The following is a 22,325-nucleotide window of genomic DNA, read 5'->3' on the forward strand; positions in this document are numbered from 1 at the left end:
ACAATAATGCGCGAAAGAGGGCCGCAGCGTCGAACCCGATGCGCGTTTTTGCTGAACTGGAATATTTAAGAACGTGGACCGCGCAAAAACAGGAGGATCTATGACGTACGTGGAAGCGGAGATCGCCAGTCAGCCGCAGCTGTGGCGCCGTGCCGTCGACGTCGCCGCCGAGCGGGCCGCCGCGCTGCCCCGGCCGGGCGAGCGCGTCGCCGTCGTCGGCTGCGGCACCTCCTGGTTCATGGGCCAGGCCTACGCGGCCCTGCGCGAGGCCGCCGGACAGGGTGAGACCGACGCCTTCGCGGCCTCGGAGTTCCCCTACGGCCGCCGCTACGACCGCGTCTTGTCGATCTGCCGCTCGGGCACCACGACCGAGGTCCTCGACCTGTTCGGGCGCCTCGGCGGCGACGTGCCGACCGCCGCCATCATCGGCGACCCGGACACGCCTCTGCCGGGCCTGGTCGGCGACAGCGTCATCCTCGACTGGGCCGACGAGAAGTCGGTCGTGCAGACCCGCTTCGCCACCACCGCGCTGTCCGTCCTGCGCGCGAGCCTCGGTGAGGACCTCACCAAGGCCATCGCCGACGCCGAGACGGCCGTGTCCGAGCCGCTCCCGCTGGACGTGTCCACCGTCGAGCAGGTCACCTTCCTGGGCCGGGGCTGGACGGTCGGGCTCGCCGCCGAGGCCGGGCTGAAGATGCGCGAGGCGGCGACCTTCTGGACCGAGTCCTACCCGGCGATGGAGTACCGCCACGGTCCCATCAGCATCACCGGGCCCAAGCGGGTGGCGTGGATGTTCGGCGAGGCGCCCGCGGGCCTCGACGCCGACGTCGCCGCGACCGGCGGGTCCTTCGTGACCAGCGCCCTCGACCCCGTCGCCGACCTGATCCGCGCGCAGCGCGCGGCCGTCGCGCTCGCCCAGCACCAGGGCTTCGACCCCGACAACCCGCGCAACCTGACGCGCTCGGTCGTCTTGTCATGAGCGCGGCGGGGCCGGCGCCCAAGGAGCCGATGGGCGACGTCGTCATCGCCGTCGACGTCGGCGGCACGCTCATGAAGTGCGCGCTGGTGTCCACCGGCGGTGAGGTGCTGCACAGCGTCCGCCGTCCCACCGACCGCGAGCGCGGCCCGGACGCGATCGTCGAGGCGATCCTCGGGACGCTCGCCGACCTCGCGGTGCAGGCCAGGAGCTTCGGCGGCAACCCGCTCGCGGTGGGTTTGACCGTGCCGGGTGTCATCGACACCGACAACGGCGTGGCCGTCTACGCGTCGAACCTGGGCTGGCGGGACGTGCCGTTCCGTGCGCTGGCCGAGGCGAAACTGGGCGTGCCGGTCGCGCTGGGCCACGACGTGCGCAGCGGCGGCCTCGCCGAGGCGCGCCTGGGCGCCGGGCGCGGCAGCGAGTACATGCTGTTCGTGGCGATCGGGACGGGCATCGCCGCCGGATTCTTCCCGCGCGGTGTCGGCCTCGACGGCGCTCACGGCTCGGCCTGCGAGATCGGGCACATCGTCGTCGAACCCGGCGGCGAGCTGTGCGGCTGCGGCCAGCGCGGCTGCGTCGAGGCGGTCGCCTCGGCCTCGTCGATCGCGCGCGCCTACGCGGCCGCCACGGGCCACGACCTGGGCGCGGCCGAGGTAGCGCACCGGGCCGCCGAGGGCGAGCCTGCGGCGGTCGCCGTGTGGGAGCGCGCGGTGGAGATCCTCGCGCGCGGCCTGCTGACCGGCGTCAGCCTCTACGACCCCGACACGATCGTGCTGGGCGGCGGCCTCGCCGAGGCCCGCGCGACCCTGTTCGACCCGCTGGAGAAGTCGCTGCGGGAGAAGGCCACCTTCCACACCCTGCCGCGCCTTGTCCGCGCCGAACTCGGCGACGAGGCGGGCTGCATCGGGGCCGCGCTGCTGGGCCTCGACCGGCTTAAGGAGATCTCGGCATGAGCCCGACCGGCAACATCGTCACGCCCGACGGCATCGTCCGCGGTGAGGTCCTGCTCGACGGGGACCGGATCGTCGGCGTGCAGGCCGACGCCACGGTCGAGGGCGACACCTACATCGTCCCTGGCTTCGTCGACATCCACTGCCACGGCGGTGACGGCGCCTCCTACACCGTCGGCGACGCCGAGCAGGCGATCGTCGCCGCCGAGTTCCACCTGCGGCACGGCACGACCTCGACGCTGGCCTCGCTGGTCAGCTCGCCGAAGGACCTGATGGTCAAGGCCGTGGAGGCCTTCACGCCGCTGGTCGCCGACGGGATCCTGGCCGGCATCCACTTCGAGGGCCCCTACCTGGCGTCCTCGCGCTGCGGTGCGCAGAACCCGGCCTACCTGCGCGACCCCGACCTCGCCGAACTCGCCGAGCTGATCGACGCCGGCGAGGGCAGCGTGAAGATGATGACGATCGCGCCGGAGCGCGAGGGCGCCGCCGAGGCGATCGCCTATCTCGTCTCGCGCGGGGTGGTCGCCTCGATCGGACACACCGACGCCTCCTACGAGGTGGCCAAGGCCGGTGTCGCGGCCGGCGCGACGGCCTCCACGCACGTGTTCAACGGGATGCGGCCCATCGGGCACCGCGATCCCGGACCGGTCGTGGCGGTCATGGACTCTCCCGAAGTGGTCTGCGAGTTCATCGTCGACCCGGTCCACCTGCACATGGGGACGGTCTCCTTCGCCGTCAACGCGATCGGCGCCGACCGGATCGCCGCGGTCACCGACGCGATGTCGGCGACGGGCATGCCCGAGGGCGAGTACGAGCTGGGCGGGCTGAAGGTGCGCGTCGCCGAGGGTGCCGCGCGCCTGGTCGAGGGCGGTTCGATCGCCGGCTCGACGATCACCATGGCCGACGCGTTCCGCAACGCCGTGCACGGCGCCGGTGTCAGCGTCGAGGACGCCGTGCGGATGACCGCGACGACGCCCGCGCGTCTGCTGGGCCTGTCCGACGTGGGTTCCCTGACGCACGGACTGCGCGCCGACCTCGTCGAGCTCGACGGCGACCTGAACCTGCGCAGGGTCATGCGCGCCGGGGTCTGGGTGCACGAGGCGTGATCCTCACCGTCACTCTCAACGCCGCGCTCGACTTGACCTACGAGGTCGACGCGCTGGTGCCGCACCGGGCGCATCGAGTGTCCACTGTGGTCGAGAAGGCGGGCGGGAAGGGCCTCAACGTCGCGAGGGTGCTGACCCGGCTCGGCGAGAAGGCCGTGGCGACGGGACTTCTGGGCGGCCGCAACGGTTCCCGGGTCGCCGAGCTCCTCGACGTGCCGGCGGCCTTCGCGACCGTCGCCGGGGAGACACGCCGGACGGTGGTGGTCGTCGACGGCGACGCCACCGGCTTCTGGGAGCCCGGACCGCTCGTGTCCGCCGGTGAGTGGGACGCCTTCGTGGACCGCTACACCGCGCTGCTCAGGGTCGCCCGGGTGGCGGTCTTGTCGGGAAGCCTCCCTGCGGGGCTGCCCGTCGACGCCTATGCCGTGCTCGTGACGGCCGCGCGCGAGGCCGGTGTGCGGGTCATCCTCGACACCTCCGGACCGGCCCTCGACGCGGCGCTGTCGGCCGGGCCCGACCTGGTCAAACCCAACGCCGAGGAACTCGCCGAGGTCGCACCGTCCGCCGATCTGTCCACCGTGGACGGAGTGCTGGCCGCCGCGGCCGCGCTCCGCGAACGCGGTGTGGGCACGGTCCTGGCCTCGCGCGGGCCTGAAGGGCTGATCGCGCTGACCCCCGACGGCGCCTTCCGTGCCGTGCCCCCGCACGAGGTCAGCGGCAACCCCACGGGCGCCGGCGACGCCTGCGTCGCGGCGATCGCGCGCGCCTGGCGGCACCGCACGCCCTGGCCGGGCGCCCTGCGCGACGCCGTTGCCGCCTCGGCCGCAGCGGTCGCCTCCCCGCAGGCCGGCGACCTCGACGTCCGCACCTTCCAGTCGCTTCGCCACGGCGTCGCCGTGACCGCACTCGACCCCCGGTGAACTAAGGAGTCCGCCATGCCCCTCGCACCCACCGCACAGCTCGTCGCCGAGGCCCGCGCCGAGGGCCGGGGACTGGGCGCCTTCAACGTCATCGCCATCGAGCACGCCGAGGCGATCGTGGCCGGCGCGGAGGCCGCCGGATCGCCGGTGATCCTCCAGATCAGCGAGAACGCGGTCAAGTTCCACCACGGCCGCCTGACCCCGATCGCGCTGGCCAGCGCCGCGATCGCCAAGGACGCCGGCGTCCCGGTCGCCCTCCACCTCGACCACGTCGAGTCGGAATCCCTGTGGCGGCAGGCGCCCGCGCTCGGTTTCGGCTCGGTGATGGTCGACGCCTCCAAGCTCCCCTACGACGGCAACGTCGCCGCCACCGCGCACGCCGTGGAATACCTGCGCTCGCACGGCCTCTACGTCGAGAGCGAACTGGGCAAGGTCGGCGGCAAGGAGGGCGAGGAACCGCTGGGCGCTCACGCCCCCGGCGCCCGCACCGACCCCGACGAGGCACTGTCCTATGTGGAGGCCACCGGCGTCGACGCGCTCGCCGTGGCGGTCGGCTCCTCGCACGCCATGACCTCCCGCGACGCCGCCCTCGATCACGACCTGATCGCCCGGATCGCCGCCGCCGTACCGGTTCCGCTGGTCCTGCACGGCTCCTCCGGCGTCCCCGACGGCGAGCTGGCCCGGGCCGTCGCGGCCGGCATGGTGAAGATCAACATCGGCACCGCGCTCAACATCGCCTTCACCGGCGCCGTCCGCGAACACCTGGCCGCCAACCCCGACGTCGTCGACCCCCGCAAGTACGTCAAGGCCGGCCGCGAGGCCATGGCCGCCACGGTCGCCCACTTCCTCGGCGTACTGGGCACTCCCGCCGCCTGACCGATAACAGCTCACCAGGCCGTCCCGCGCACCACACGGGGCGGCCTTTCGGTTCGTTACCGAGCCATGACATTCCCAGGGCAACTTTTCCGCCGTCCGGCCCCGTTCTAAAGGTGGACGCACCGAAACGGAGGAAAAGATGCGACCCAACCGGTCCGCCCGCAAAAAGCGCATCACCCGGTATCTGACGGTATCGGCGATCTCGGCCGCCGCGCTCGCCGTCGCCGCGGGCATCGCGCTGCCGCTGCTGTCGGGCACGCCGGCCGAGGCCTCGGACCCCGTCGCCGCCGCCGAACAGGCCCTCGACCTCGAAGGCCGCCTCTACGGCGTCGCCCTCCGCCTCGAACACGAGTGCATGGAGGCGCGCGGATTCACCGACCACCCCGACGACGTCGACCACGCCGACTACCTCCTCGTGCCCACATTGGACGACGCCTCCCAGTACGGCTTCGTCAACGCCGAAGAGGCCACCGAGGCGTCCGCCTTCACCTCCAAACCCCTCGTCTACCAGGAGGCCTACCTTCTCGCCTTCGCCGGAGACAAGGACTGGGAGCGCATGTCGGGCGTCCCGCCGACGGCCGGGACCTGCCTCGCCGAGGTCAACGAACGCCTCTACGGCAACCGCATCGCCCCCGCCCGCCCCGGCGCCTTCGACGCCGCCAACCAGGAGGCGCTGCTCAGCGAGGACCCCGCCCTCGACGCCGCCTACGAGACCTGGCGCGCCTGCCTGCGCGGCAAAGGCGACTACCCCGACTTCGCCACCGTCGACCAGGCCCGCAAGTTCGCCGAGAAGTACTACGAGGACGAACGCGACTACGCCGAGGCCCGCCGCAAGGAACTCGCCCTCGCCGTCGACGTGTCCACCTGCGCCAGCGGATCGGGCCTGCGCGAGGCCTACAAGGCCGCCCGCGACACCGCCCGCGCCACCCTCTACGCCCACTTCCTGCCCCAGATCCAGGAGTGGACGAAGACGATCGCGGCCGCGCTGGCGGTCACCGGTACCGAGGCCGATGATTAGGCGGTCGCTGGCCGCCCTGTGCTCCCTGCTCGTCCTCGCCGGGTGCGGCGCATCCTCCCTCGGCGGCTACGAGCCGGCCGCCCCCGACGGCTGGGCCGTGCTCGACGAGGGCACCGAGATCTACGTCCGGCTCGGCCACATCCGCTGGGAACTCGAACGCGAATGCATGGAGGACAAGGGATTCGACGTCCACCCGGCCCTCGACGAGGCCGAACTCGCCGCCTGGCGTCCGGTCGACCGGGCCGCGCCGATCCTGGCGCCCAGCGTCGAGGAGGCCCGCCAGAACGGTCTCGATTCCCTGCTGCCGGGCAAACTGCCGCCCACCAAGCCCGACCCGGCCGCCGGCGGCGAGTTCGCCGAGCAGGACCAGGACTACCGCGACCGGTACTACCGCTACTACTACGGTGAGGTCGACACCCCCGAAGCCTCCGGAGAGGCCGCGATCGACCCGGACTCCTGCACGGCCCGGGTGCACCACGAGATGTTCGGCGAGACGGCCCAGCCGGGTGGCTGGCAACCGATGCCGGTGCCGGCCACGATCGACGAGACCGCCAGCTGGGAGATGTACTACGCGATACCGGCCGTCGTCACCGCCGCCGAGTCCTGGCGCACGTGCGTGAAGAAGGACGGATACCCGTCCTTCGAGACCCTCGGCGAGGCGCGGGAGCGCGCCGCGGCCACCACCGGCGAGGCGAAGCGGCGCGAGCTCGCCGTCACCGTCGCCACCTGTGTCGACGCCTCCGGCTGGCGCGAGGTCCACACCGCGTCCTGGGAGACCGCCGTCGACCGGCTGGTGACCGAGCAGCTGCCCCAGATCCGTTCCTGGCGCGCCGATCTGGCGGGGATTCTGGACAACGCGGAGACGCTGGTGGGGGAGTGACCGAGCCGCCCGCGCAGAGATGAGGACGGCCGCGTCCTACCCCTGCCGCCCCTTCGCGTAGGCCTCCAGCGCCGCGAGCTGCCCGGGTTCCAGCGACGGCCGCACCCGCGTGCGCGCGGCCTTCACGTGGTCGGCGGTGACCTCGGTGGCGTCGAGGGACTCGCGCATCGCCGAGAGCGCCGCCTCGCGGATCAGGGCGGCGCAGTCGGCCGCGCTGAACAGCTCCAGGTCGGCGCCGAGCACGTCGAGGTCCACATCGGACGACAGCGGCACGCCCTTCGACGCCGAGCGCAGGATCGCCGTGCGCGCGGTGGCGTCGGGCGGCGGCACGTAGACGATCCGCTCCAGCCGGCCGGGCCGCAGCAGCGCGGGGTCGATCATGTCGGGCCGGTTGGTGGCCCCGATGACCACGACGTTGCGCAGATCCTCGACCCCGTCGAGCTCGGTGAGCAGCGCGGCGACCACGCGGTCGGTGGTGCCGCCGTCGGTCGACTGGCCGCGCACCGGCGCCAGCGCGTCGACCTCGTCGAGGAAGATCAGCGTCGGCGCGGCCTGGCGGGCCCGGCGGAACAGGTCGCGGACGCTCGACTCGCTCTCGCCGACCCATTTGGTGAGCAGCTCGGCGCCCTTGACGCTGAGCACGTTGGCGCGCCCGGAACCCGCGATCGCCTTGACCAGGTAGGTCTTCCCGCACCCTGGCGGGCCGTAGAGCAGCACGCCGCGCGGTGCCTCGACGCCGAGCCGCGTGAAGGCGTCGGGGTAGGTCAGGGGCCACAGCACGGTCTCGGTGAGGACCTGCTTGACCTCGGCCATGTCGCCGACGTCGTCGAGGGTCACCTGCGCCAGTTCCAGCGAGGAGTCGGCCATCGAGGACGGCCGCACGGTCTGCGCCGCCGACAGCAGTTCGGCGCCGGTCACCTCGGCGGCGGCCTCGCCGGATCCCTTGGCGCGCATGGCGGCCCGCACCCCTGCCTCGCGGACGAGGGTGACCAGGTCGGCGACGACGAAACCGGGCGTGCGGCCGGCGACGGCGGTGAGGTCGACGTCGTCGGCGAGGCTCATGTCCCGCGTGAGCACGCCGAGCAGGGCCTGCCGGGCGGCGGCGTCGGGCATGGGGGCGCTGATCTCGTGTTCGAGGATCCCCGGCTGCCGCAGCAGAGGCGAGACCTCCTCGGGCCGCGAGGTCGTGCACACCACGGCGTTCCCGGCCGCGATGAGGTCGCGGACGAGGCGGCGAAAGACCGTCGACAGTGGAGTGTTGTCGTCGCGCGGGGCCAGCTCCTCGACGCCCGACACCAGCAGCACGGCCGGTTTCGGCAGCGCGGCGATCTCCCGGCGCAGCCTGTCGGCGGCGTCGTTGACGGCAAGCGCGGCGATCTCGGGCCCCCACAGGTGCGTCACGTACACGCCGAGTTCGGCCGCGACGGCGCGGGCGAGGGTGGTCTTGCCGACGCCGGTCGGGCCGGTCAGCAGGATCCCCAGGGAGACCTGGGTGCCCACCGACTCGAGGATCTCGGCGTGGTGGAAGCCGAGGTCGAGGAGTTCGTGGAGCTGCTCGGCCTGCGCGGAGAGCCCGGCGAGGTCGGCGACCGGCGGGACCTTCTCCCGGGCGGGCTCGTTCAACGGCGGGGCGACCGGGACCGGCGTGGACACCGCCGAGCGGACGGCGACCGTCCCCGAGCGGCGCCAGGTGACGACGGTGTCGGAGGTGACCATCGCCGCCGAGGGCGGGTCGCACTCGACGACGGTCAGCAGCGTGGTGGTGTAGGCGAAGCCGACGGTGTTCGACAGCGAGCGCCGGGTCGCCTCGACGCGTTCGCGCGGGGCGCCGCCGATGTCGAGCGGCAGCAGGGAGACGTTGTCGTCGAGGCTGACGACCTTGCTCAGCAGCGCCTGCCGCAGGACGTCGCTGGTCACCGCGGCGGCGACCTCGATCGGCCCGTCGACGACGATCCGCCGCGCGCCCGACAGGCTCACCGGCTCGATGACCACCGAGTCGCCGTCACGCACACCCAGGTTGCCCAGCGTGAGGTCGTCGGCGTACACCGAGCCGCGCCCGGCCTCACCGTCGGCGGTCAGGGCGATGCAGGCGGTCGCGCGCTCGCCGGTCAGCCGCACCGGGTCGCCCGCCTGGAGGCCGAGGGCGGTGAGCACTTCGGGGTGCACGCGGACGATGCCGCGCCGGGCGTCGAGCGCTGCGGGCTTGAGGAGGATCGAGACGGTGAGTGCGGCCACGGGACCGAGCGTAGTGCGCGCGGTCAGCCCGCGCCGTAGACCACCAGCGCCACGGCGACGAACTGCGCGACGTAGGCGGCGACGGTGAAGGAGTGGAAGACCTCGTGGAAGCCGAACCACTTCGGGGAGGGGTCGGGCCGCTTGAGGCCGTAGACGAGGCCGCCGAAGCTGTAGAGGAGGCCGCCGGTGAGGACGAGGATGCTCGGGCCGACGCCCGCGCCGGGCAGCAGCCAGGGCAGGAAGAAGACGGCGGTCCAGCCGAGGGCGATGTACAGCGAGGTGTAGAGCCAGCGGGGGGCGCCGATCCACAGCACGCGGAAGACCACGCCGGCGGCGGCGCCGATCCAGATGACCAGCAGGAGCGTCAGTCGCGGGGCTCCGTCGAGGGCGACGACCGCGAAGGGCGTGTAGGTGCCGGCGATGATGAGGTAGATGTTGGCGTGGTCGAAGCGGCGCAGCAGCTCGGCGGTGCGCGGCGCGATGTTCGCGCGGTGGTACCAGCCGGAGACGCCGAACAGCGACACCGAGGCCAGCACGTAGACGACCGCGGCCAGGCGCGACGGCAGTGTCGGCCCCGTCGCGACGAGGATCAGTCCGGCGACCAGCACGACCGGGAAGGCCAGGGCGTGCAGGGCTCCGCGCAGGCGCGGCTTGTCGAGCAGCGATTCGGTCTCGATCATCGAGTCACCTCCCGCAACAAACCTACGCCATCGTAGGTTACTGGTCAGTAGCAATGTGGCGGGCGTCGCAGCGACCCCGCACGCCTATGCTGAGCCGATCTTGATTGCCCTGCGAGAACGAACGGATGACGATGCGAAACCTGCGCACGGGGGCGGCCCTTCTCGCCACGGCGGCGGTTCTGGCGGCCTGCGGAGATGATCCCACCGAGGACGGCGGTGCCGGCGACCCGGTGCCCTCCACGGAGTCCTCGGCCGCCGACGAGCTGACCGAGTCGGAATGGAACTCCTTCAAGGACGTCGGCGAGGAGAGGCTGCCCGACACCGACGGCAAGGTCGTCTGGTCGGGGACGGTGAGCTCCGGGTCGAGCTACGAACTGGACGACGCCATCGAGCCGGGCGAGTACACCCTCGACCTGGTGTGCGTGGGGACCGGTGAGTCCTACATCGAGTTCACGCTCGGGGACACCGGGGTGACCACTTCGCTGCCGTGCGCGATGGCGGGCGCGGTGACCAGCCACCGGCTGGAGCCCGGGGAGAAGGGGACGCTGAAGATCTCGGGGGGCAGCGGGAGCGGGATCGGCGGGGGCGGATACGGGACGAACGTGCTGGTGGGGCGGTTGGTGGGGGATTAGGGCGGGTTCGAGTCCTGGTCCTGAGGTTCGAGTCCTCGAACGTTTGTCCGGTAGGTGACAGTGCCGCTACGTAGTATGAAGGTGACTCGTTGACCAGGGTATGACCACTTTCGGAGTAAGACTGTCTAGACTGTCCATGGCAACGACCTCAGGGAGTGCCCCCATGGACTGGCAACTGCAGGAAGCCAAGCAACGGCTCAGCGAACTCGTTCGTGCGGCTGAAACGGACGGCATCCAGTACATCACCCGTCATGGCGAAGCCGTGGTCGCCGTTCTCTCCATGGAAGAACTGGCAAAGCTGCGACACCCGAGGCCGACGTTCAAGGAGTTGCTTCGCCGTGAGCCGTTCTTCGACGGCCTCGAAGTAGAGCGCTCGCGAGAACTGCCGCGCGAGATCGACCTCGGCTTCGAAGGCGACGACAGGTGAGGTACCTGCTCGACACCAACGTGCTGAGCGAACTGCAGCGCCCCAAACCCGACGACGAACTCATCAAGTGGTTCGACGAGGTCGAAGAGCGGTGGATGTGCACGAGCGTCATCGTGATCGGTGAGATCAAGAGGGGCATTGAAAGTCTTCGGCGTCGTGACCCCGCTCAGGCCGCCAGGCGAGACCCCTGGTACGACGATCTAGTCGCCTGGGGGAGTGAGCGTCTGCTTCCCGTCACGCTTCCGATCATGGTCGACTGGGCTCGCATGAGCGTGCCGGACCCGCTTCCGGCTCTCGACGGCCTCATCGCCGCGACAGCCCGGGTGCATGACCTTGCCGTCGTGACACGCAACGTCGCCGACTTCAAGCGAGCGGGTGTCGCGATCGTCAACCCCTTCGACCCCCGCTTACCCACTGCCGGGACCGTCCCCGCCGCCGGTCCCGGCACCAGCCATCCCCTGGCCGAACCTCCCAACCTGAGTCCCCGCCCCCACCACCTGAGACTCGCCTGAGGATCGCGCGCCCCACCCCCACCCTCGGCCGTAGTCTCGCCGCATGCGCAAATGGCTGGCGAAACGCCGGGCCTGGGTCATCGCCGCAGCGGTGGTCCTCGTCGTGGCGGCCGGTGGTCTCGTCTGGCAACAGGCGACCGGCCCCGGCGGGTTCGAGAAGCACGAGGAACGCCTCACCGTGCAATCGGGCCCCGGCCGGGTCGAGGCGATCACCCTCGACACGGCTCTCTACGTCCCCGACGTGACCCCCGCACCCGCGGTGCTCCTCGCCCACGGTTTCGGCGGCACGAAGGACTCCGTCGACTCCCAGGCCGCCGAGCTCGCCGGCGCCGGGTACACCGTCTTGACCTACACCGCCCGCGGCTTCGGCGACTCCGAGGGCACCATCCACCTCAACCAGCCCGACTACGAGGTCAACGACGCCCGCGCGCTCCTCGACTGGCTCGCCGCGCGCGAGGAGGTCGAACTCGACCGCGCCGGCGACCCGAAGGTCGCCGCGGTCGGCGGCAGCTACGGCGGCGCCCTGGCGCTCCTGCTCGCCGGCTACGACGACCGGGTCGACGCGGTGGTCCCGCAGATCACCTGGAACGACCTGTCGACGGCCCTGTACCCGAACAACGTCGTCACGCCCGAGACGCCCTTCGAGCCGACCGAGCCGCACCAGGGCGTCCTGAAGCGCACCTGGGCGGGCCTCTTCTTCGCCAGCGGCATGTCCGGCGGCGGCGGCTTCTTCCAGAACGGCAACGCCCCCGCCGACCCCACGCTCTACGACCCCGCCTGCGGTCGCTGGGATCCGGGCGTGTGCGCGGTCTACCAGCGCATCGTGGCCAGCGGCCGGCTCGACGAAGAGGCCATGACGCTGCTCGACGGCGCCAGCCCCAAGACGATCCTCGACCGCATCACCGCGCCGACGCTGCTCGTCCAGGGCGAGGCGGACACGCTGTTCGGCCTCGACCAGGCCGACGCCAACGCGCGCGGGATCACCGGCGCGCCGGTGCGGGTCGCCTGGTACGCCGGCGGCCACGACGCCACCGGCCCCGAGGGCGACGTCAACCGCGTCAACCTCCTCACCGGGCAGTGGCTCAACCATTACCTCAAGGGCGAGGGCGAGGTCCCCGGCGACTCCTTCACCTACAGCACCGTCACCGGCGTCCGCAACCGTCAGCTCGACATGTCCACATTGGGCTATGTCGCCGACGCCTACCCGGGCCTCGACGGTTCGACCAGCAGCGACATCGCCCTGAACGGGCCGCCGCAGCCGATCGCCAGTCCCCCCAACGGAACCCCGGCGGCGCTGAGTTCGCTGCCCTCGGTCGGGGCGCTGTCCAGCCTGGTCAGCTCGGGCCTCTCGCTCGACCTGCCCGGCCAGTTCGCGGCCTTCCAGTCCGAGGCGCTGTCGGCGCCGCTGGAGATCACCGGAACCCCCAGGGTCACGGTGAAGGCGGCCTCGCCGACCGGTGAGGCCACGCTCTACTTCAAGCTCTACGACGTCTCCGACGACGGCGGCGCGACCCTCCCCAATGGACTCATCGCGCCGGTGAAGCTCACCGGCCTGTCCACCGACATCGCCGCCGCGCAGCCGGTCGAGGTTCGCCTCCCCGGCATCGCGCACCGCTTCGAGGCCGGGCACAAGCTGCGCCTGGTCATCGCCACCGCCGACCAGGCCTACGCCAACCCGGTCGAGCCGGTGACCTACCAGGTCGCCGTCGCCGGATCCCTCGCCGCACCGGTGGTCACGGCCGACGTGCTGCCCAGCGAGGACAGCGTCTGGAAGATCGCGCTGATCGTCGTCCTGATCGCCATCCCCGGCGGGATCCTCGCCGCGTGGCTGATCGCCCGCTACCGCAACCGGCGCCGCGATCACAGCGTCTACGAACCCGACGCCGACACCCCGCTGGTCGTCTCGGGTCTGCGCAAGACCTACCGGGACGGGTTCGTGGCCGTCGACGGCGTCGACTTCCGCGTCGAGCGCGGCCAGGTCGTCGGCCTCCTCGGCCCCAACGGCGCCGGGAAGACCACGACCCTGCGCACCCTGATGGGCCTGCTCCAGCCGACCGGCGGCACCATGACCGTCTTCGGCCACAAGGTCGGGCCCGGCGCGCCGGTCCTCTCCCGTCTCGGCGCCCTCGTCGAGGGACCGGGACTGCTGCCGCACCTGTCCGGCATGGACAACCTGCGGCTGTACTGGCGCTCCACCGGCCGCCCGGCCGAGGAGGCGCACTTCGACGAGGTCGTCAAGATCGCCGACCTCGGCGACCGCATCGACCGCAAGGTCCGCAAGTACTCCCACGGCATGAAGCAGCGCATCGCCATCGCGCAGGCCATGCTCGGCCTGCCGGAGCTGCTGGTCCTCGACGAGCCGACCGACGGGCTCGACCCGCCGCAGATCGCCGAGATGCGCCGCGTCCTGCACGACTACGCCCGCGACGGCCGGGCGGTGCTGGTCTCCTCGCACCTGCTCGCCGAAGTCGAGCAGACCTGCACGCACGTGGTCGTGATGAGCCGCGGGCAGGTCGTCGGGGCCGGCGAGGTCGCCGACGTCATCGGCACCGGAACCGGTGCCCGCCTTGAGGACGCGTTCTTGACGCTGGTGGAGAACGTAGGGAGCAGGACATGACCGCCCAGACCGCACCGCCCCGCGCCAACGGCGCCGCGGCGACCTACTCGGCGGGCCGCACGCTGACCTTCGCCACCGAGTTCCGGCGCCAGCTGACCCGCCGCCGTACACAGTGGACGCTCGGGCTGCTCGCCCTGCTTCCGCTGCTCCTCCTGGTCGCCTTCAAGGTCGGCGGCGAGGCCGAAGAGGGCAACGACGGCGGCGGCTTCGACGCGATGGCCGACCTGGGCACCGCCGGAGCGGCGAACTTCACGCTCTTCGCGATGCTGGTGACCTCCAACTTCCTGCTGGTCGTCGTCTTCGCGATGTTCTGCGGCGACACGATCGCCGGCGAGGCGAGCTGGGGGAGCCTGCGCTACCTGCTGGCGACTCCGGTGCCGCGCGGGCGGCTGCTGTCGGTGAAGCTCGCGGTGGCCCTGGCCTACTGCCTGCTGTCCATGGCGGTCCTCACCGTCATGTCCATTGTGGTCGGCGGAATCGCCTACGGCTGGGGTCCGCTGCGGGCCCCGCTGGGCGGCGAGATCGCCTCACCCGAGGCGATCTACCGGGTCCTGGCCGTCGCCGGGTACCTCGCGGTGTCGCTGCTCGTCGTCGCCGGACTGGCCTTCCTGCTGTCGGTGCTGACCGACGCGCCGCTCGGCGCGGTCGGCGGCGCGGTCCTGCTGTTCATCGTGTCGAACATCCTCGACGCGGTGACCGCGCTGGGCGACCTGCGCGACATCCTCCCGACCCGCTACAGCACGGCCTGGCTCGGACTGCTGTCCCCATCGGCGCAGACCGACGACATGGTCCGCGGCATAGTCGTCGGACTGGTCTACGGCGCGGTGTTCACCTCGCTGGCCTTCTGGCGGTTCACCCGCAAGGACGTCACGTCCTGACGTCGGGCGCGCGGAGATAGACGTGACCGGAGGACGGGGGCGGGCCCGTCCTCCGGTTCACTTTCGTGGCAGGGGTTCTACCAGTAGACGGACTCCTTGACGGCGTTGACCGTCCACTCGCGAATCCGCCCCACGAGGGCTTCGGTGGCCTTGTCGGTGCGGGCGTTGAAGGTGCGCACCGGCCCGACGTAGACGATGATCAGATAGTCCCCGGCGGCGTCCCAACCCCACCAGTACGGACCCTCCATCATGGACTTCGGGCGCCAGTCGAGCTCGAAGTCCTCCGGTGGCTTCCTCAAGCCGGGGTTGCTGACGACGGACTCGGAGAACCCGAAGATCTGCGTCGCGAAGCGGAACTTCCCGTCGCGGGTCTCGTAGGCGCCCTCGACCCGGCTGACGCAGCCGGCCAGGAACTTCTCCGAAGCCTTGCCCTTGCCCGCTTTCGGGCAGTCGCCGTCGTGGTCCCAGGCGCCGATGCGCTCGAAACCGTAGACGTCGCCGCCTTCGGCGGTCACCTCGAAGTCGTCGATGAACACGTCGTCGGCGAGCAGCGGCCGCGGCCCCGTATCCGAGGGGGATGGTGCGGCGACGATCGACGCCGAGGTGTCGGGTCCGCTGACCAGGAACGGGACGGTGCCGCCGATCGCCACGACGACGGCGAGCCCGATGACGAATGGCAGGACCTTGCGCTTCGGCGCGGGAGGCGGGGGAGGAGGCGGGTAGGCGGGCGCCGGCCAGGCCTGCGCGTCGGGCGGGTAGACGGGGGCTGACGGCACGGCGGACACGGGAGCCGTCGCGGGCTCCGGCGCGACCGGCGGATACGTCGCGGGAACGGGTTCAGGGGCTGAATCGGGCACAGCGGAGCCCTGGGGGGTGTCGGGCATCGGGCGACCTGTTCTCGGGCTGAAGGGCGATCATGCGGGCTTGTACATGATGCCCCAGCCCGGGTGCCTCACCGCCAGTGGAATACCGCGACGTGGTCGGCGTGGAAGTAGTGCAGCAGTTCCTCGGCCTCCGACACGATCGTCTCGTCGCGGGTGTCGATCCCGGCCGTCGTGACGATCAGGTACTGCTTGTTGGCGTCGGCGCTGCCGCCCGACATCTCCGCGTCGAGGGATGTCCCCTCCGGCTGGAAGGCGTAGGCGGTCCAGTCCAGGCGCATGGCGGCGTCGGCGGCGGAGATGTCGTCCTCGAAGACCAGGACCTGCTCGGCCAGGAGCGTGTGCCCGTCCTTGGACATGTAGGCGCCCTCGATGCGGTACTGGCAGCCGAGTTCCACGAGCAGGTCGCTGTCCTGGCTGAACAGGGCCGCCGACGAGCAGTCGTCGTGGTCCCAGTTCTTCACCAGCTCGGCGAACCCGTTCGCCTCGCCCATCCGGAAGTCCCAGTCCTCGCCGTAGAGCTCCTCGGCGTGCAGCCGCTCCTCGAAAGGCGGCGCGGGCACCGCCACGGGCGGGTCCTCCTGGAGTGGGTCGCCGGGCTCGCGGGGGTTGCCGCCGTTGACGAGGAAGAGGCCGAGCACGGCGACGACGGCGAGAATGATGACCCCGAAAGCGGCCAGGAGCACGACCGGGCCCCGCTGCCCCGGCGAGTCCTCCGGTTGCGGCGCCCAGGCGCGCTGATCGGTATCGGGCTGGAAGTCGGAGGTGAACTGCGGCGAGGTCGGCGCCACGATGTCCGGGGCGTGCTCCGGACGGCTCCCCAGGCCGGTGGGGACGGCTTCGCCGTCCGGTGCCGGGCGGTTCGCGGGGTCGGTCACGCGTACTCCTCGGTAGGCGGTCGGTGCCTCTACCGATAGTGCACCATGCCGGGGCGGGGCGGTGGGGGGTCCTCGGGCGTCACCGGCGCTCGCCGCGCCGGAAACTACGCCTGATCTGTTCGTTTGGGGCGTTCGGCCTCCCAGCGGCGCATGAAGATCGGGAGTTCCTTGTCGAGCCAGGCGAAGAAGTCGTGCATCTCCTGCAGGCGTGCGCGGCGCTCCGCGGGCGCGTCGGCGAGCACGTCGAGGCCCTGCGAGGTGACGTCGACGAAGGGGCCGTACTGGCTGCTCTGTACACCGACGAGTTCGGTCATGGCGTCCGAGCGGGCATGGAAGTAGTCCTTGCGATCACCGGGGCGAGAGGAGCGGATCACCCACTTCGCGGTCGTGAGGAAGCGAAGGGAGTTGCTGATCGAACCCTTCGACGCCTGGAGGGTGTCCGCGATCTGGTTGAAGGTCTGCTCCGGCGGATCGCAGATGGTGAGCCAGGCGATGACGCGCCCCGCCATGCGCACCAGGCCCATGCGCTCCAGGGTGAGCGCGAACTCCTCGACGAAGGCGAGCTCGGCGTCCGTCGCGCGGGCGGGTTCGGTCTGTTCGGTACCTGCCATGGGTTCAGTATCGCCGGGTGCGCGTGTGAACCGCCGGGAGGCTTCCGGGCTCTACCGGTCCGCCAGCGCCCACGTGATCTGGCGGGTGGTGTTGGCCGCGACCAGGGGATTGGCCGCCGCGTAGGTCGTGTAGGCGTTGAGGCCGGTGGAGATCGCCCAGCCGCGGCCTCGCGCCCAGGTCGCGTCGTCGAGGCCGAGGGCCGCGCGGAACAGCGGCCGTGTGGCGGCGGGGAAGAGCGTCCACGCCACGACCAGGTCGCAGGCCGGGTCGCCGATGCCGAGTCCGCCGAAGTCGATGACCGCGCTGAGGCGGCCGTCGACGGTCAGGAGGTTGCCGTTGTGCATGTCGCCGTGGACCCAGACCGGCTCACCGGCCCACTCGGGGGCGGTCAAGGCGGCGTCCCAGACCTCGGTGAGCGCGGTGGTGTCGAAGGTGCCCTCGACGGCGGCGATCGCCTCGCGGGTGTCGTGGTCGCGGCTGCGCAGGGTCTCGCGCTCGGAGGTGTCGCGCAGCTCGTCGGCGGGCGCGAGTCCGCGCAGGGAGGTGAAGAAGGCGGCGAGGTCGGCGGCGGCCTCGGCCGGGTCGGTGAGGCCGTCGACGGTGGCGGCTTCCCCGTCGAGCCAGCGGGAGACCGACCAGTCCCACGGGTAGCCGAACTCGGGTGTGCCCAGTCCCACGGGCACGGGGAGCGCGAGAGGGAGGCGCGGGGCGAGGTGGGGCAGCCACCGGTGCTCCTTGGTCGCCTGCCCGGCGGCCCAGGCGCCGCGCGGCAGGCGCATGGAGAGCTCCTCGCCGAGGCGGAGGATCACGTTGTCGGACCCGGCGGGTTCGAGCCTTTTCAGCGGCAGTTCGGCCCACTGGGGGAACTGCGAGGCGAGCAGGCGGTGGGCGAGGTCTTCGTCGACGGACGGCAAGGGCGCTCCTTCACGGATCTCTTGATCGTGATGGTGCTTCACCTCGTCCGTCGACGCAAACCGATTGCGGGTGTCGTTCTCTCCCCTACGAGACCGTCACCAGGCGCTGGGCGAGCTCGGCGGCGGCTGTCGGGATGGAGGTCACCGAGTTGATCGAGGCGGGCTCGTGCCCATGCCGGGCGGCGGCCTCGTACAGGTCGAGGGCGAGGGCCACCGCGGCGTCGCGCTGGCTCGCGGGGAGATGGCCCGCGGCGTGCGCCGCCTTGCGGACGATGCCGTCTTGGTCGTCGTCGGTGAGTCGGTAGGGCGTGGGGGCGTCCATGTTCGCGACCGTACGCGGGGAGGTCCGGCCGAGACCGGACTTTCGTGCCTGTTCGGGCTGTTCGGCGGCCGGGATGGGACGAAGATCCGGTGGCCGGGTGGACGGACGTCGGCGGTGATGGGACGGTCGGTCCGCTGGTGGGGCGGAGGGGTTGAGGAGGCCCGGCTCGGGGGGTGTGCGGGGTCGCCGGGACGGGTCGGCGGTTGGGACCGGGCGGTGGGTTTGCATCGAGGCCGGGGGCTCTCACCTGGGCAAACGGTCGCGCGGAATCGGCTGTGCCGCTAAAGTGTGACGGGCGTCCGGGTGGGGTCGAGGGCGGCGGGGATCACCCCGCGGACAGCACGAGACCCCGGTCGCCGACCGGGGTCTCGTCGAAGTTTGGTCGGGAGGCTGGCATCACCACAGCGCCTCCGACGCTGCTCGCCGCACCGCTGGAAAAGCAGGTACGACAGTGGTGCTGCAACCTCCCGCACCGCGTATTCTGCGCCCGATTCGCGTGCGGGTCAAGGGTTAGGACCCGTGGTCCAACTGCCGGGAATCCGACAGTTGCGCTCGGCGGCCGGATGTGCGTGCTAGCCGAGCAACCCCGCTTCGCGCACGGCTTTGAGGGAAGGCCTGACCTGGTGCGTCGGCGCACCTGCGACGGCGTCGAGGGTCTTGAGTCCTTCCCCGGTGTTGTAGATGACCGTCTCGGCCTCGGGGTCGAGCTTCCCCGAAGCGAGGAGCTTGCGGAGAGTCGCCACCACGACACCTCCGGCCGTTTCAGCGAATACGCCGGTCGTGCGGGCCAGAAGCGTTATGCCGGCCCGGATCTCGTCGTCGGAGACGAAGTCCATCCAGCCGCCGGTGCGGGTGACCGACTCGATGGCGTAGGGCCCGGCGGCGGGGTCGCCGATGTTGAGCGACTTGGCGATCCCGGTCGGCTTGACGGGAGTGATCACGTCGGTGCCCGCGTGCAGGGCCGTCGCGATCGGGTTGCAGCCGGCCGACTGGGCGCCGAAGACCTTGACGTTGTGCCCTTCGACGAGGCCGATGTCGGCGAGCTCGGTGAAGGCCTTGTCGATCTTGGTGAGCAGCTCGCCGGAGGCCATCGGGATGACGACCTGCTCGGGGAGCCGCCAGCCGAGCTGCTCGGCGACCTCGTAGCCGAGGGTCTTGGAGCCCTCGGCGTAGAAGGGGCGGACGTTGACGTTGACGAAGGCCGTCGACTCGAACTCGTCGGTCTCGGTGAGTTCCGAGCAGAGGCGGTTGACGTCGTCGTAGGAGCCCTCGATGGCCACGAGCTGCCCGCCGTAGACCGCCGAGGCGGTGACCTTGCCGGGTTCGAGGTCGTAGGGGATGAACACGATCGAGGGGACGCCGGCGCGGGCGGCGTGCGCGGCGACCGAGTTGGCGAGGTTGCCGGTGGAGGCGCACGCGAAGCGGTCGAAGCCGAGCTGGGAGGCGGCGGTGAGGGCGACGGAGACGACGCGGTCCTTGAAGGAGTGCGTCGGGTTGCCCGAGTCGTCCTTGACCCACAGGGTCTTCATGCCGAGTTCGGCGGCGAGGTTGTCGGCCTTGATGAGCGGCGTCATGCCGGGGTTGAGGGTGACGCGGGTGGCCGGGTCGACGCCGGCGGGCAGGAGGGGCGCGTACCGCCAGATGTTCTGCGGCCCGGCCTCGATGTCGGCGCGGGTGACCTTGGCGAGCTGGTCGAGGTCGTAGTCCACTTCGAGCGGGCCGAAACACTGCCAACAGGCGTGCTGGGCGGCGATCGGGTATGTGGCCTGGCAGTTTCTGCAGATCAGCCCGATGGCGGGGCTGGACGTGAAGGGCACAGTGGGTGCGGACATAAAGAGAGGCTCCTCCCTCATCTTCCCCGCGCGAACGCGGGACGGAAGTGGCACCTTCCGCATGCCCGGATGGGCGGCGGTGGTTGCCGGAGCGTCGCAGGGCCGGTCCCTCAGCTCCTCTGGATGAGTACGGGTGGAGTGTAAGCCAGGTGGGGGCGGGTGTGTAAAGACCCGCGTCAACGGGTGGGACGCGGGTCACTACTTCATGACAGGTCGATGACGTCGCTCAGGCCCGGTCCGGTGTCCAGCAGCGTGACCGGCGCGCCGGTGGCCTCCTCGACCCGTGACATCAGCTCGCGGACCTTCCCGGTGATCCCGCGCGCGTCGCGACGGCCGCGCATCTCGGGGTCGAGGTGGTCGCAGAAGGTGAGCGCGATCTGCGTGGGGCCGTTGAGCATGGCGGCGTACTCCAGCAGGCCGAAGTCGAGGCGTTCGGCCTTGCGGCGGGGGCGGCCGGTGTTGACGCCGTACTCGGCGATGCCGCGCGCCTCGGCCTCGCCGGGGGCCAGCTCGTGCGGGAGGGGGCCTTCGCCGACGCGGGTCGGCATGGCCTTGACGACCATGATCACGTCGGTGAGGTGCCGCCAGTTGAGGCCGACGTCGTCGAGCGCGGCGGCGGTCGTGCAGTTCCCGGAGGTCGTGTACGGGTAGTCGGGGCTGTAGGTCAGCGACAGCATGGTGCCCTGCGAGCCTTCGACGATGACGTTGCCGGGTCCGGCGGCGACCTTGTTGACCTCGCGGGGGACGTCGATGACGTAGGGCGCGAGTTCGGGGACGTCGCGGGCCTGCCGGGCCCTGCGCATGACGAGGTCGGCGCGGGCGCGGCCGTTGCCGGTGCAGGTCGAGCCGACCGTCCGCGACAGGTGCTCGTCGGCCCGCTCGGCCTCGATGTGCTCGGGCGTGATGACCGCGCAGCGGCCGTCGACGAAGGCGCGCCCGGCGAGGCCGAAGCGCTCGACCTCGTCGGCGAGGACGCGCGGGTCGACCAGGACGCCCGGCCCGACCGCGGCGCGTGTGCCGGGGTTGACCCAGCCCGTCGGGAGCTGCCGGGCCTTGAGGAGGGTGCCGTCGTCGAGGGTGACGCTCGCGCCGGCGTTCGTGCCGATCCCGGCGCGCACGGTCAGCTCGGGGTCGTCGCGCCGGGCGAGGTGCGCGCAGGTCTTGCCCTTGCCGGAGTCGCCCCACAGGGCGTCGACGATCACGGTGGCGCTCACGCGCGTTCTCCTTCGGTCAGCAAGGTGGCGTCGCCGGCGCCGAAGCCGACGATCGAGATGAGCCGTTCGGCCTGGTCGGGGGGCAGGAGCCGGGAGCGCAGGCCGACCATGTGCGGCCCGAACTCGGCTTCGAGGGCGGGGCCGAGGCGGTCGAAGATGGCCGCGATGTAGGTCTCGTCGCGGATGAGCTTCTCCACGACGCGCACGAGCGCGGGGTGGCTGGTGAACACCGCGCCGGGCGGGTCGTCGAAGGACGCGACGAGGGCCGTGGAGTAGTCGACGGCGACGGTCAGGAGGTTGCCGCCGACGGTGCGGGCGGCGGGCTCGTGCCGGTAGACCTCGCCGAACAGCTCCTCCTCGGTGTCGCCGAAGACGTTGACGACGACCTGGCAGCCCGACTGCGAGGCGTAGCGCAGCGGCCCGGCCAGCCAGGAGAGGTCCTCGGCCCACACGCAGGCGGCGACGCGTTCGCGGGCCTCCCCGACGAGGGTGACGATCCGGTCGGTGATCTCCTCGCGTTCCCGCAGCGTGAAGGCGACCTGCTCCTGCGGCGCGGTGAGTTCGGCGAGGTCGGCGATGAGGCTGTCGGCGCGCGCGGCGGTCTGCCGCTTGATGCGGCCGAGGACCTCGGCGGGGGGATGGGCGACGAACTTCGCGGGCGTGTCGGCGGTCGCGCGGGCGATGACGTCGCGGTCGGTGAGCGCGGCGAGGACCTGGTAGACGTTCGCGCGCTGGAGGCCGGTGGCCTTGGCCAGTTCGTAGCCGGTGGTGAAGGGCTGCTGGAGCAGCGCGATGTAGACGCGGGATTCCTGGGTGGTGAACCCGAGGGCGGTGAGTCGTTCGATCACGTGTCGCCACGCTAGCAGAAGCGTAGTAGCGAAGACAACTACTACCCGCCGGCGAGGTTGATCTCCCTGCGTGAGCCCCCTTGCGTAATTCGGTGGCGGCGATTGCGGCCCGCA

At 71.4% G+C, this 22,325-nt stretch carries 22 protein-coding genes and 1 riboswitch; of the genes, 12 read left to right on the forward strand and 10 right to left on the reverse strand.

The genetic code is table 11. The features are described from left to right. Positions 1–100: 100 nt before the first annotated feature. The 7 genes from AB0I28_RS28730 (at position 101) to AB0I28_RS28760 (ending at position 6,729) form a co-directional block, all read left to right on the forward strand. Positions 101–979 (forward strand): sugar isomerase, encoded by an 879-nt coding sequence (locus tag AB0I28_RS28730; RefSeq protein WP_357498476.1) that lies wholly within the window; start codon positions 101–103, stop codon positions 977–979. 29 nt (positions 980–1,008) lie between these two features. After that, positions 1,009–1,932, forward strand: a complete 924-nt coding sequence (locus AB0I28_RS28735; RefSeq protein ID WP_357498477.1) for an ROK family protein — start codon at positions 1,009–1,011, stop codon at positions 1,930–1,932. Continuing rightward, entirely contained in the window at positions 1,929–3,035 is a 1,107-nt protein-coding gene (gene nagA, locus AB0I28_RS28740) for an N-acetylglucosamine-6-phosphate deacetylase (RefSeq protein WP_357498479.1), read from the forward strand. The genes AB0I28_RS28735 and nagA overlap by 4 nt, the downstream gene beginning before the upstream one ends. Next, complete coding sequence (locus AB0I28_RS28745) at positions 3,032–3,955, forward strand: 1-phosphofructokinase family hexose kinase (protein WP_357498481.1); 924 nt, start codon at positions 3,032–3,034, stop codon at positions 3,953–3,955. The genes nagA and AB0I28_RS28745 overlap by 4 nt, the downstream gene beginning before the upstream one ends. A gap of 15 nt (positions 3,956–3,970) precedes the next feature. Beyond that, entirely contained in the window at positions 3,971–4,831 is an 861-nt protein-coding gene (locus tag AB0I28_RS28750; protein ID WP_357498483.1) for a class II fructose-bisphosphate aldolase, read from the forward strand. 139 nt (positions 4,832–4,970) lie between these two features. Further along, positions 4,971–5,849, forward strand: coding sequence for a hypothetical protein (locus AB0I28_RS28755; RefSeq protein ID WP_357498485.1), 879 nt, complete (start codon positions 4,971–4,973; stop codon positions 5,847–5,849). Then, positions 5,842–6,729 (forward strand): hypothetical protein, encoded by an 888-nt coding sequence (locus AB0I28_RS28760; RefSeq protein WP_357498487.1) that lies wholly within the window; start codon positions 5,842–5,844, stop codon positions 6,727–6,729. The genes AB0I28_RS28755 and AB0I28_RS28760 overlap by 8 nt, the downstream gene beginning before the upstream one ends. A gap of 36 nt (positions 6,730–6,765) precedes the next feature. On the opposite strand, the gene AB0I28_RS28765 is transcribed toward AB0I28_RS28760, so the two are convergent. Continuing rightward, positions 6,766–8,964, reverse strand: coding sequence for an AAA family ATPase (locus AB0I28_RS28765; RefSeq protein WP_357498489.1), 2,199 nt, complete (start codon positions 8,962–8,964; stop codon positions 6,766–6,768). Positions 8,965–8,987: 23 nt separating this feature from the next. Next, positions 8,988–9,644 carry a hemolysin III family protein gene (locus AB0I28_RS28770; RefSeq protein ID WP_357498491.1) on the reverse strand — a complete coding sequence of 219 codons (657 nt, stop codon included), beginning with the start codon at positions 9,642–9,644 and terminating at the stop codon, positions 8,988–8,990. A gap of 125 nt (positions 9,645–9,769) precedes the next feature. Here AB0I28_RS28770 and AB0I28_RS28775 point away from each other — a divergent pair, with 125 nt between their 5' ends. The 5 genes from AB0I28_RS28775 (at position 9,770) to AB0I28_RS28795 (ending at position 14,710) form a co-directional block, all read left to right on the forward strand. Continuing rightward, positions 9,770–10,276, forward strand: coding sequence for a hypothetical protein (locus AB0I28_RS28775; protein ID WP_357498493.1), 507 nt, complete (start codon positions 9,770–9,772; stop codon positions 10,274–10,276). Between the two features lie 163 nt (positions 10,277–10,439). Further along, complete coding sequence (locus AB0I28_RS28780) at positions 10,440–10,703, forward strand: type II toxin-antitoxin system Phd/YefM family antitoxin (protein ID WP_357498495.1); 264 nt, start codon at positions 10,440–10,442, stop codon at positions 10,701–10,703. Continuing rightward, positions 10,700–11,215, forward strand: coding sequence for a type II toxin-antitoxin system VapC family toxin (locus AB0I28_RS28785; RefSeq protein ID WP_357498497.1), 516 nt, complete (start codon positions 10,700–10,702; stop codon positions 11,213–11,215). The genes AB0I28_RS28780 and AB0I28_RS28785 overlap by 4 nt, the downstream gene beginning before the upstream one ends. A gap of 43 nt (positions 11,216–11,258) precedes the next feature. Next, positions 11,259–13,832, forward strand: coding sequence for an alpha/beta fold hydrolase (locus AB0I28_RS28790; RefSeq protein ID WP_357498499.1), 2,574 nt, complete (start codon positions 11,259–11,261; stop codon positions 13,830–13,832). Continuing rightward, positions 13,829–14,710 carry an ABC transporter permease gene (locus AB0I28_RS28795; protein WP_357498502.1) on the forward strand — a complete coding sequence of 294 codons (882 nt, stop codon included), beginning with the start codon at positions 13,829–13,831 and terminating at the stop codon, positions 14,708–14,710. Before AB0I28_RS28790 ends, AB0I28_RS28795 begins: the two co-directional genes overlap by 4 nt. 77 nt (positions 14,711–14,787) lie before the next feature. Here AB0I28_RS28795 and AB0I28_RS28800 read toward each other — a convergent pair whose 3' ends face one another. The 8 genes from AB0I28_RS28800 to AB0I28_RS28835 all read right to left on the reverse strand — a co-directional run bounded on the left by AB0I28_RS28800 (position 14,788) and on the right by AB0I28_RS28835 (position 22,211). Then, positions 14,788–15,486: a hypothetical protein gene (locus tag AB0I28_RS28800; protein WP_357498504.1), complete on the reverse strand. Its 699-nt coding sequence runs from the start codon at positions 15,484–15,486 to the stop codon at positions 14,788–14,790. A 176-nt stretch (positions 15,487–15,662) separates the two neighbouring features. Then, positions 15,663–16,469, reverse strand: a complete 807-nt coding sequence (locus AB0I28_RS28805; RefSeq protein ID WP_357498506.1) for a hypothetical protein — start codon at positions 16,467–16,469, stop codon at positions 15,663–15,665. Positions 16,470–16,573: 104 nt separating this feature from the next. Next, positions 16,574–17,080, reverse strand: a complete 507-nt coding sequence (locus AB0I28_RS28810) for a winged helix DNA-binding protein (RefSeq protein WP_357498508.1) — start codon at positions 17,078–17,080, stop codon at positions 16,574–16,576. A 51-nt stretch (positions 17,081–17,131) separates the two neighbouring features. Then, a complete protein-coding gene (locus AB0I28_RS28815) occupies positions 17,132–17,995 on the reverse strand; it encodes an aminoglycoside phosphotransferase family protein (protein ID WP_357498510.1) in 864 nt (287 codons plus the stop codon). Between the two features lie 85 nt (positions 17,996–18,080). Next, positions 18,081–18,317, reverse strand: coding sequence for a hypothetical protein (locus AB0I28_RS28820; protein WP_357498512.1), 237 nt, complete (start codon positions 18,315–18,317; stop codon positions 18,081–18,083). A gap of 572 nt (positions 18,318–18,889) precedes the next feature. Beyond that, positions 18,890–20,149, reverse strand: coding sequence for a threonine synthase (thrC, locus tag AB0I28_RS28825; RefSeq protein WP_357498514.1), 1,260 nt, complete (start codon positions 20,147–20,149; stop codon positions 18,890–18,892). A 14-nt stretch (positions 20,150–20,163) separates the two neighbouring features. Continuing rightward, positions 20,164–20,279: riboswitch (SAM riboswitch) on the reverse strand. Positions 20,280–20,352: 73 nt separating this feature from the next. Then, the gene (locus AB0I28_RS28830) at positions 20,353–21,363 is read right to left on the reverse strand and encodes an adenylosuccinate synthetase (RefSeq protein ID WP_357498516.1); all 1,011 of its coding nucleotides are present in this window, start codon (positions 21,361–21,363) and stop codon (positions 20,353–20,355) included. Further along, entirely contained in the window at positions 21,360–22,211 is an 852-nt protein-coding gene (locus AB0I28_RS28835; protein WP_357498518.1) for a helix-turn-helix domain-containing protein, read from the reverse strand. The genes AB0I28_RS28830 and AB0I28_RS28835 overlap by 4 nt, the downstream gene beginning before the upstream one ends. Positions 22,212–22,325: the final 114 nt, after the last annotated feature.

The organism is Phytomonospora sp. NPDC050363, from assembly GCF_040655735.1.
GTDB lineage: Bacteria > Actinomycetota > Actinomycetes > Mycobacteriales > Micromonosporaceae > Phytomonospora.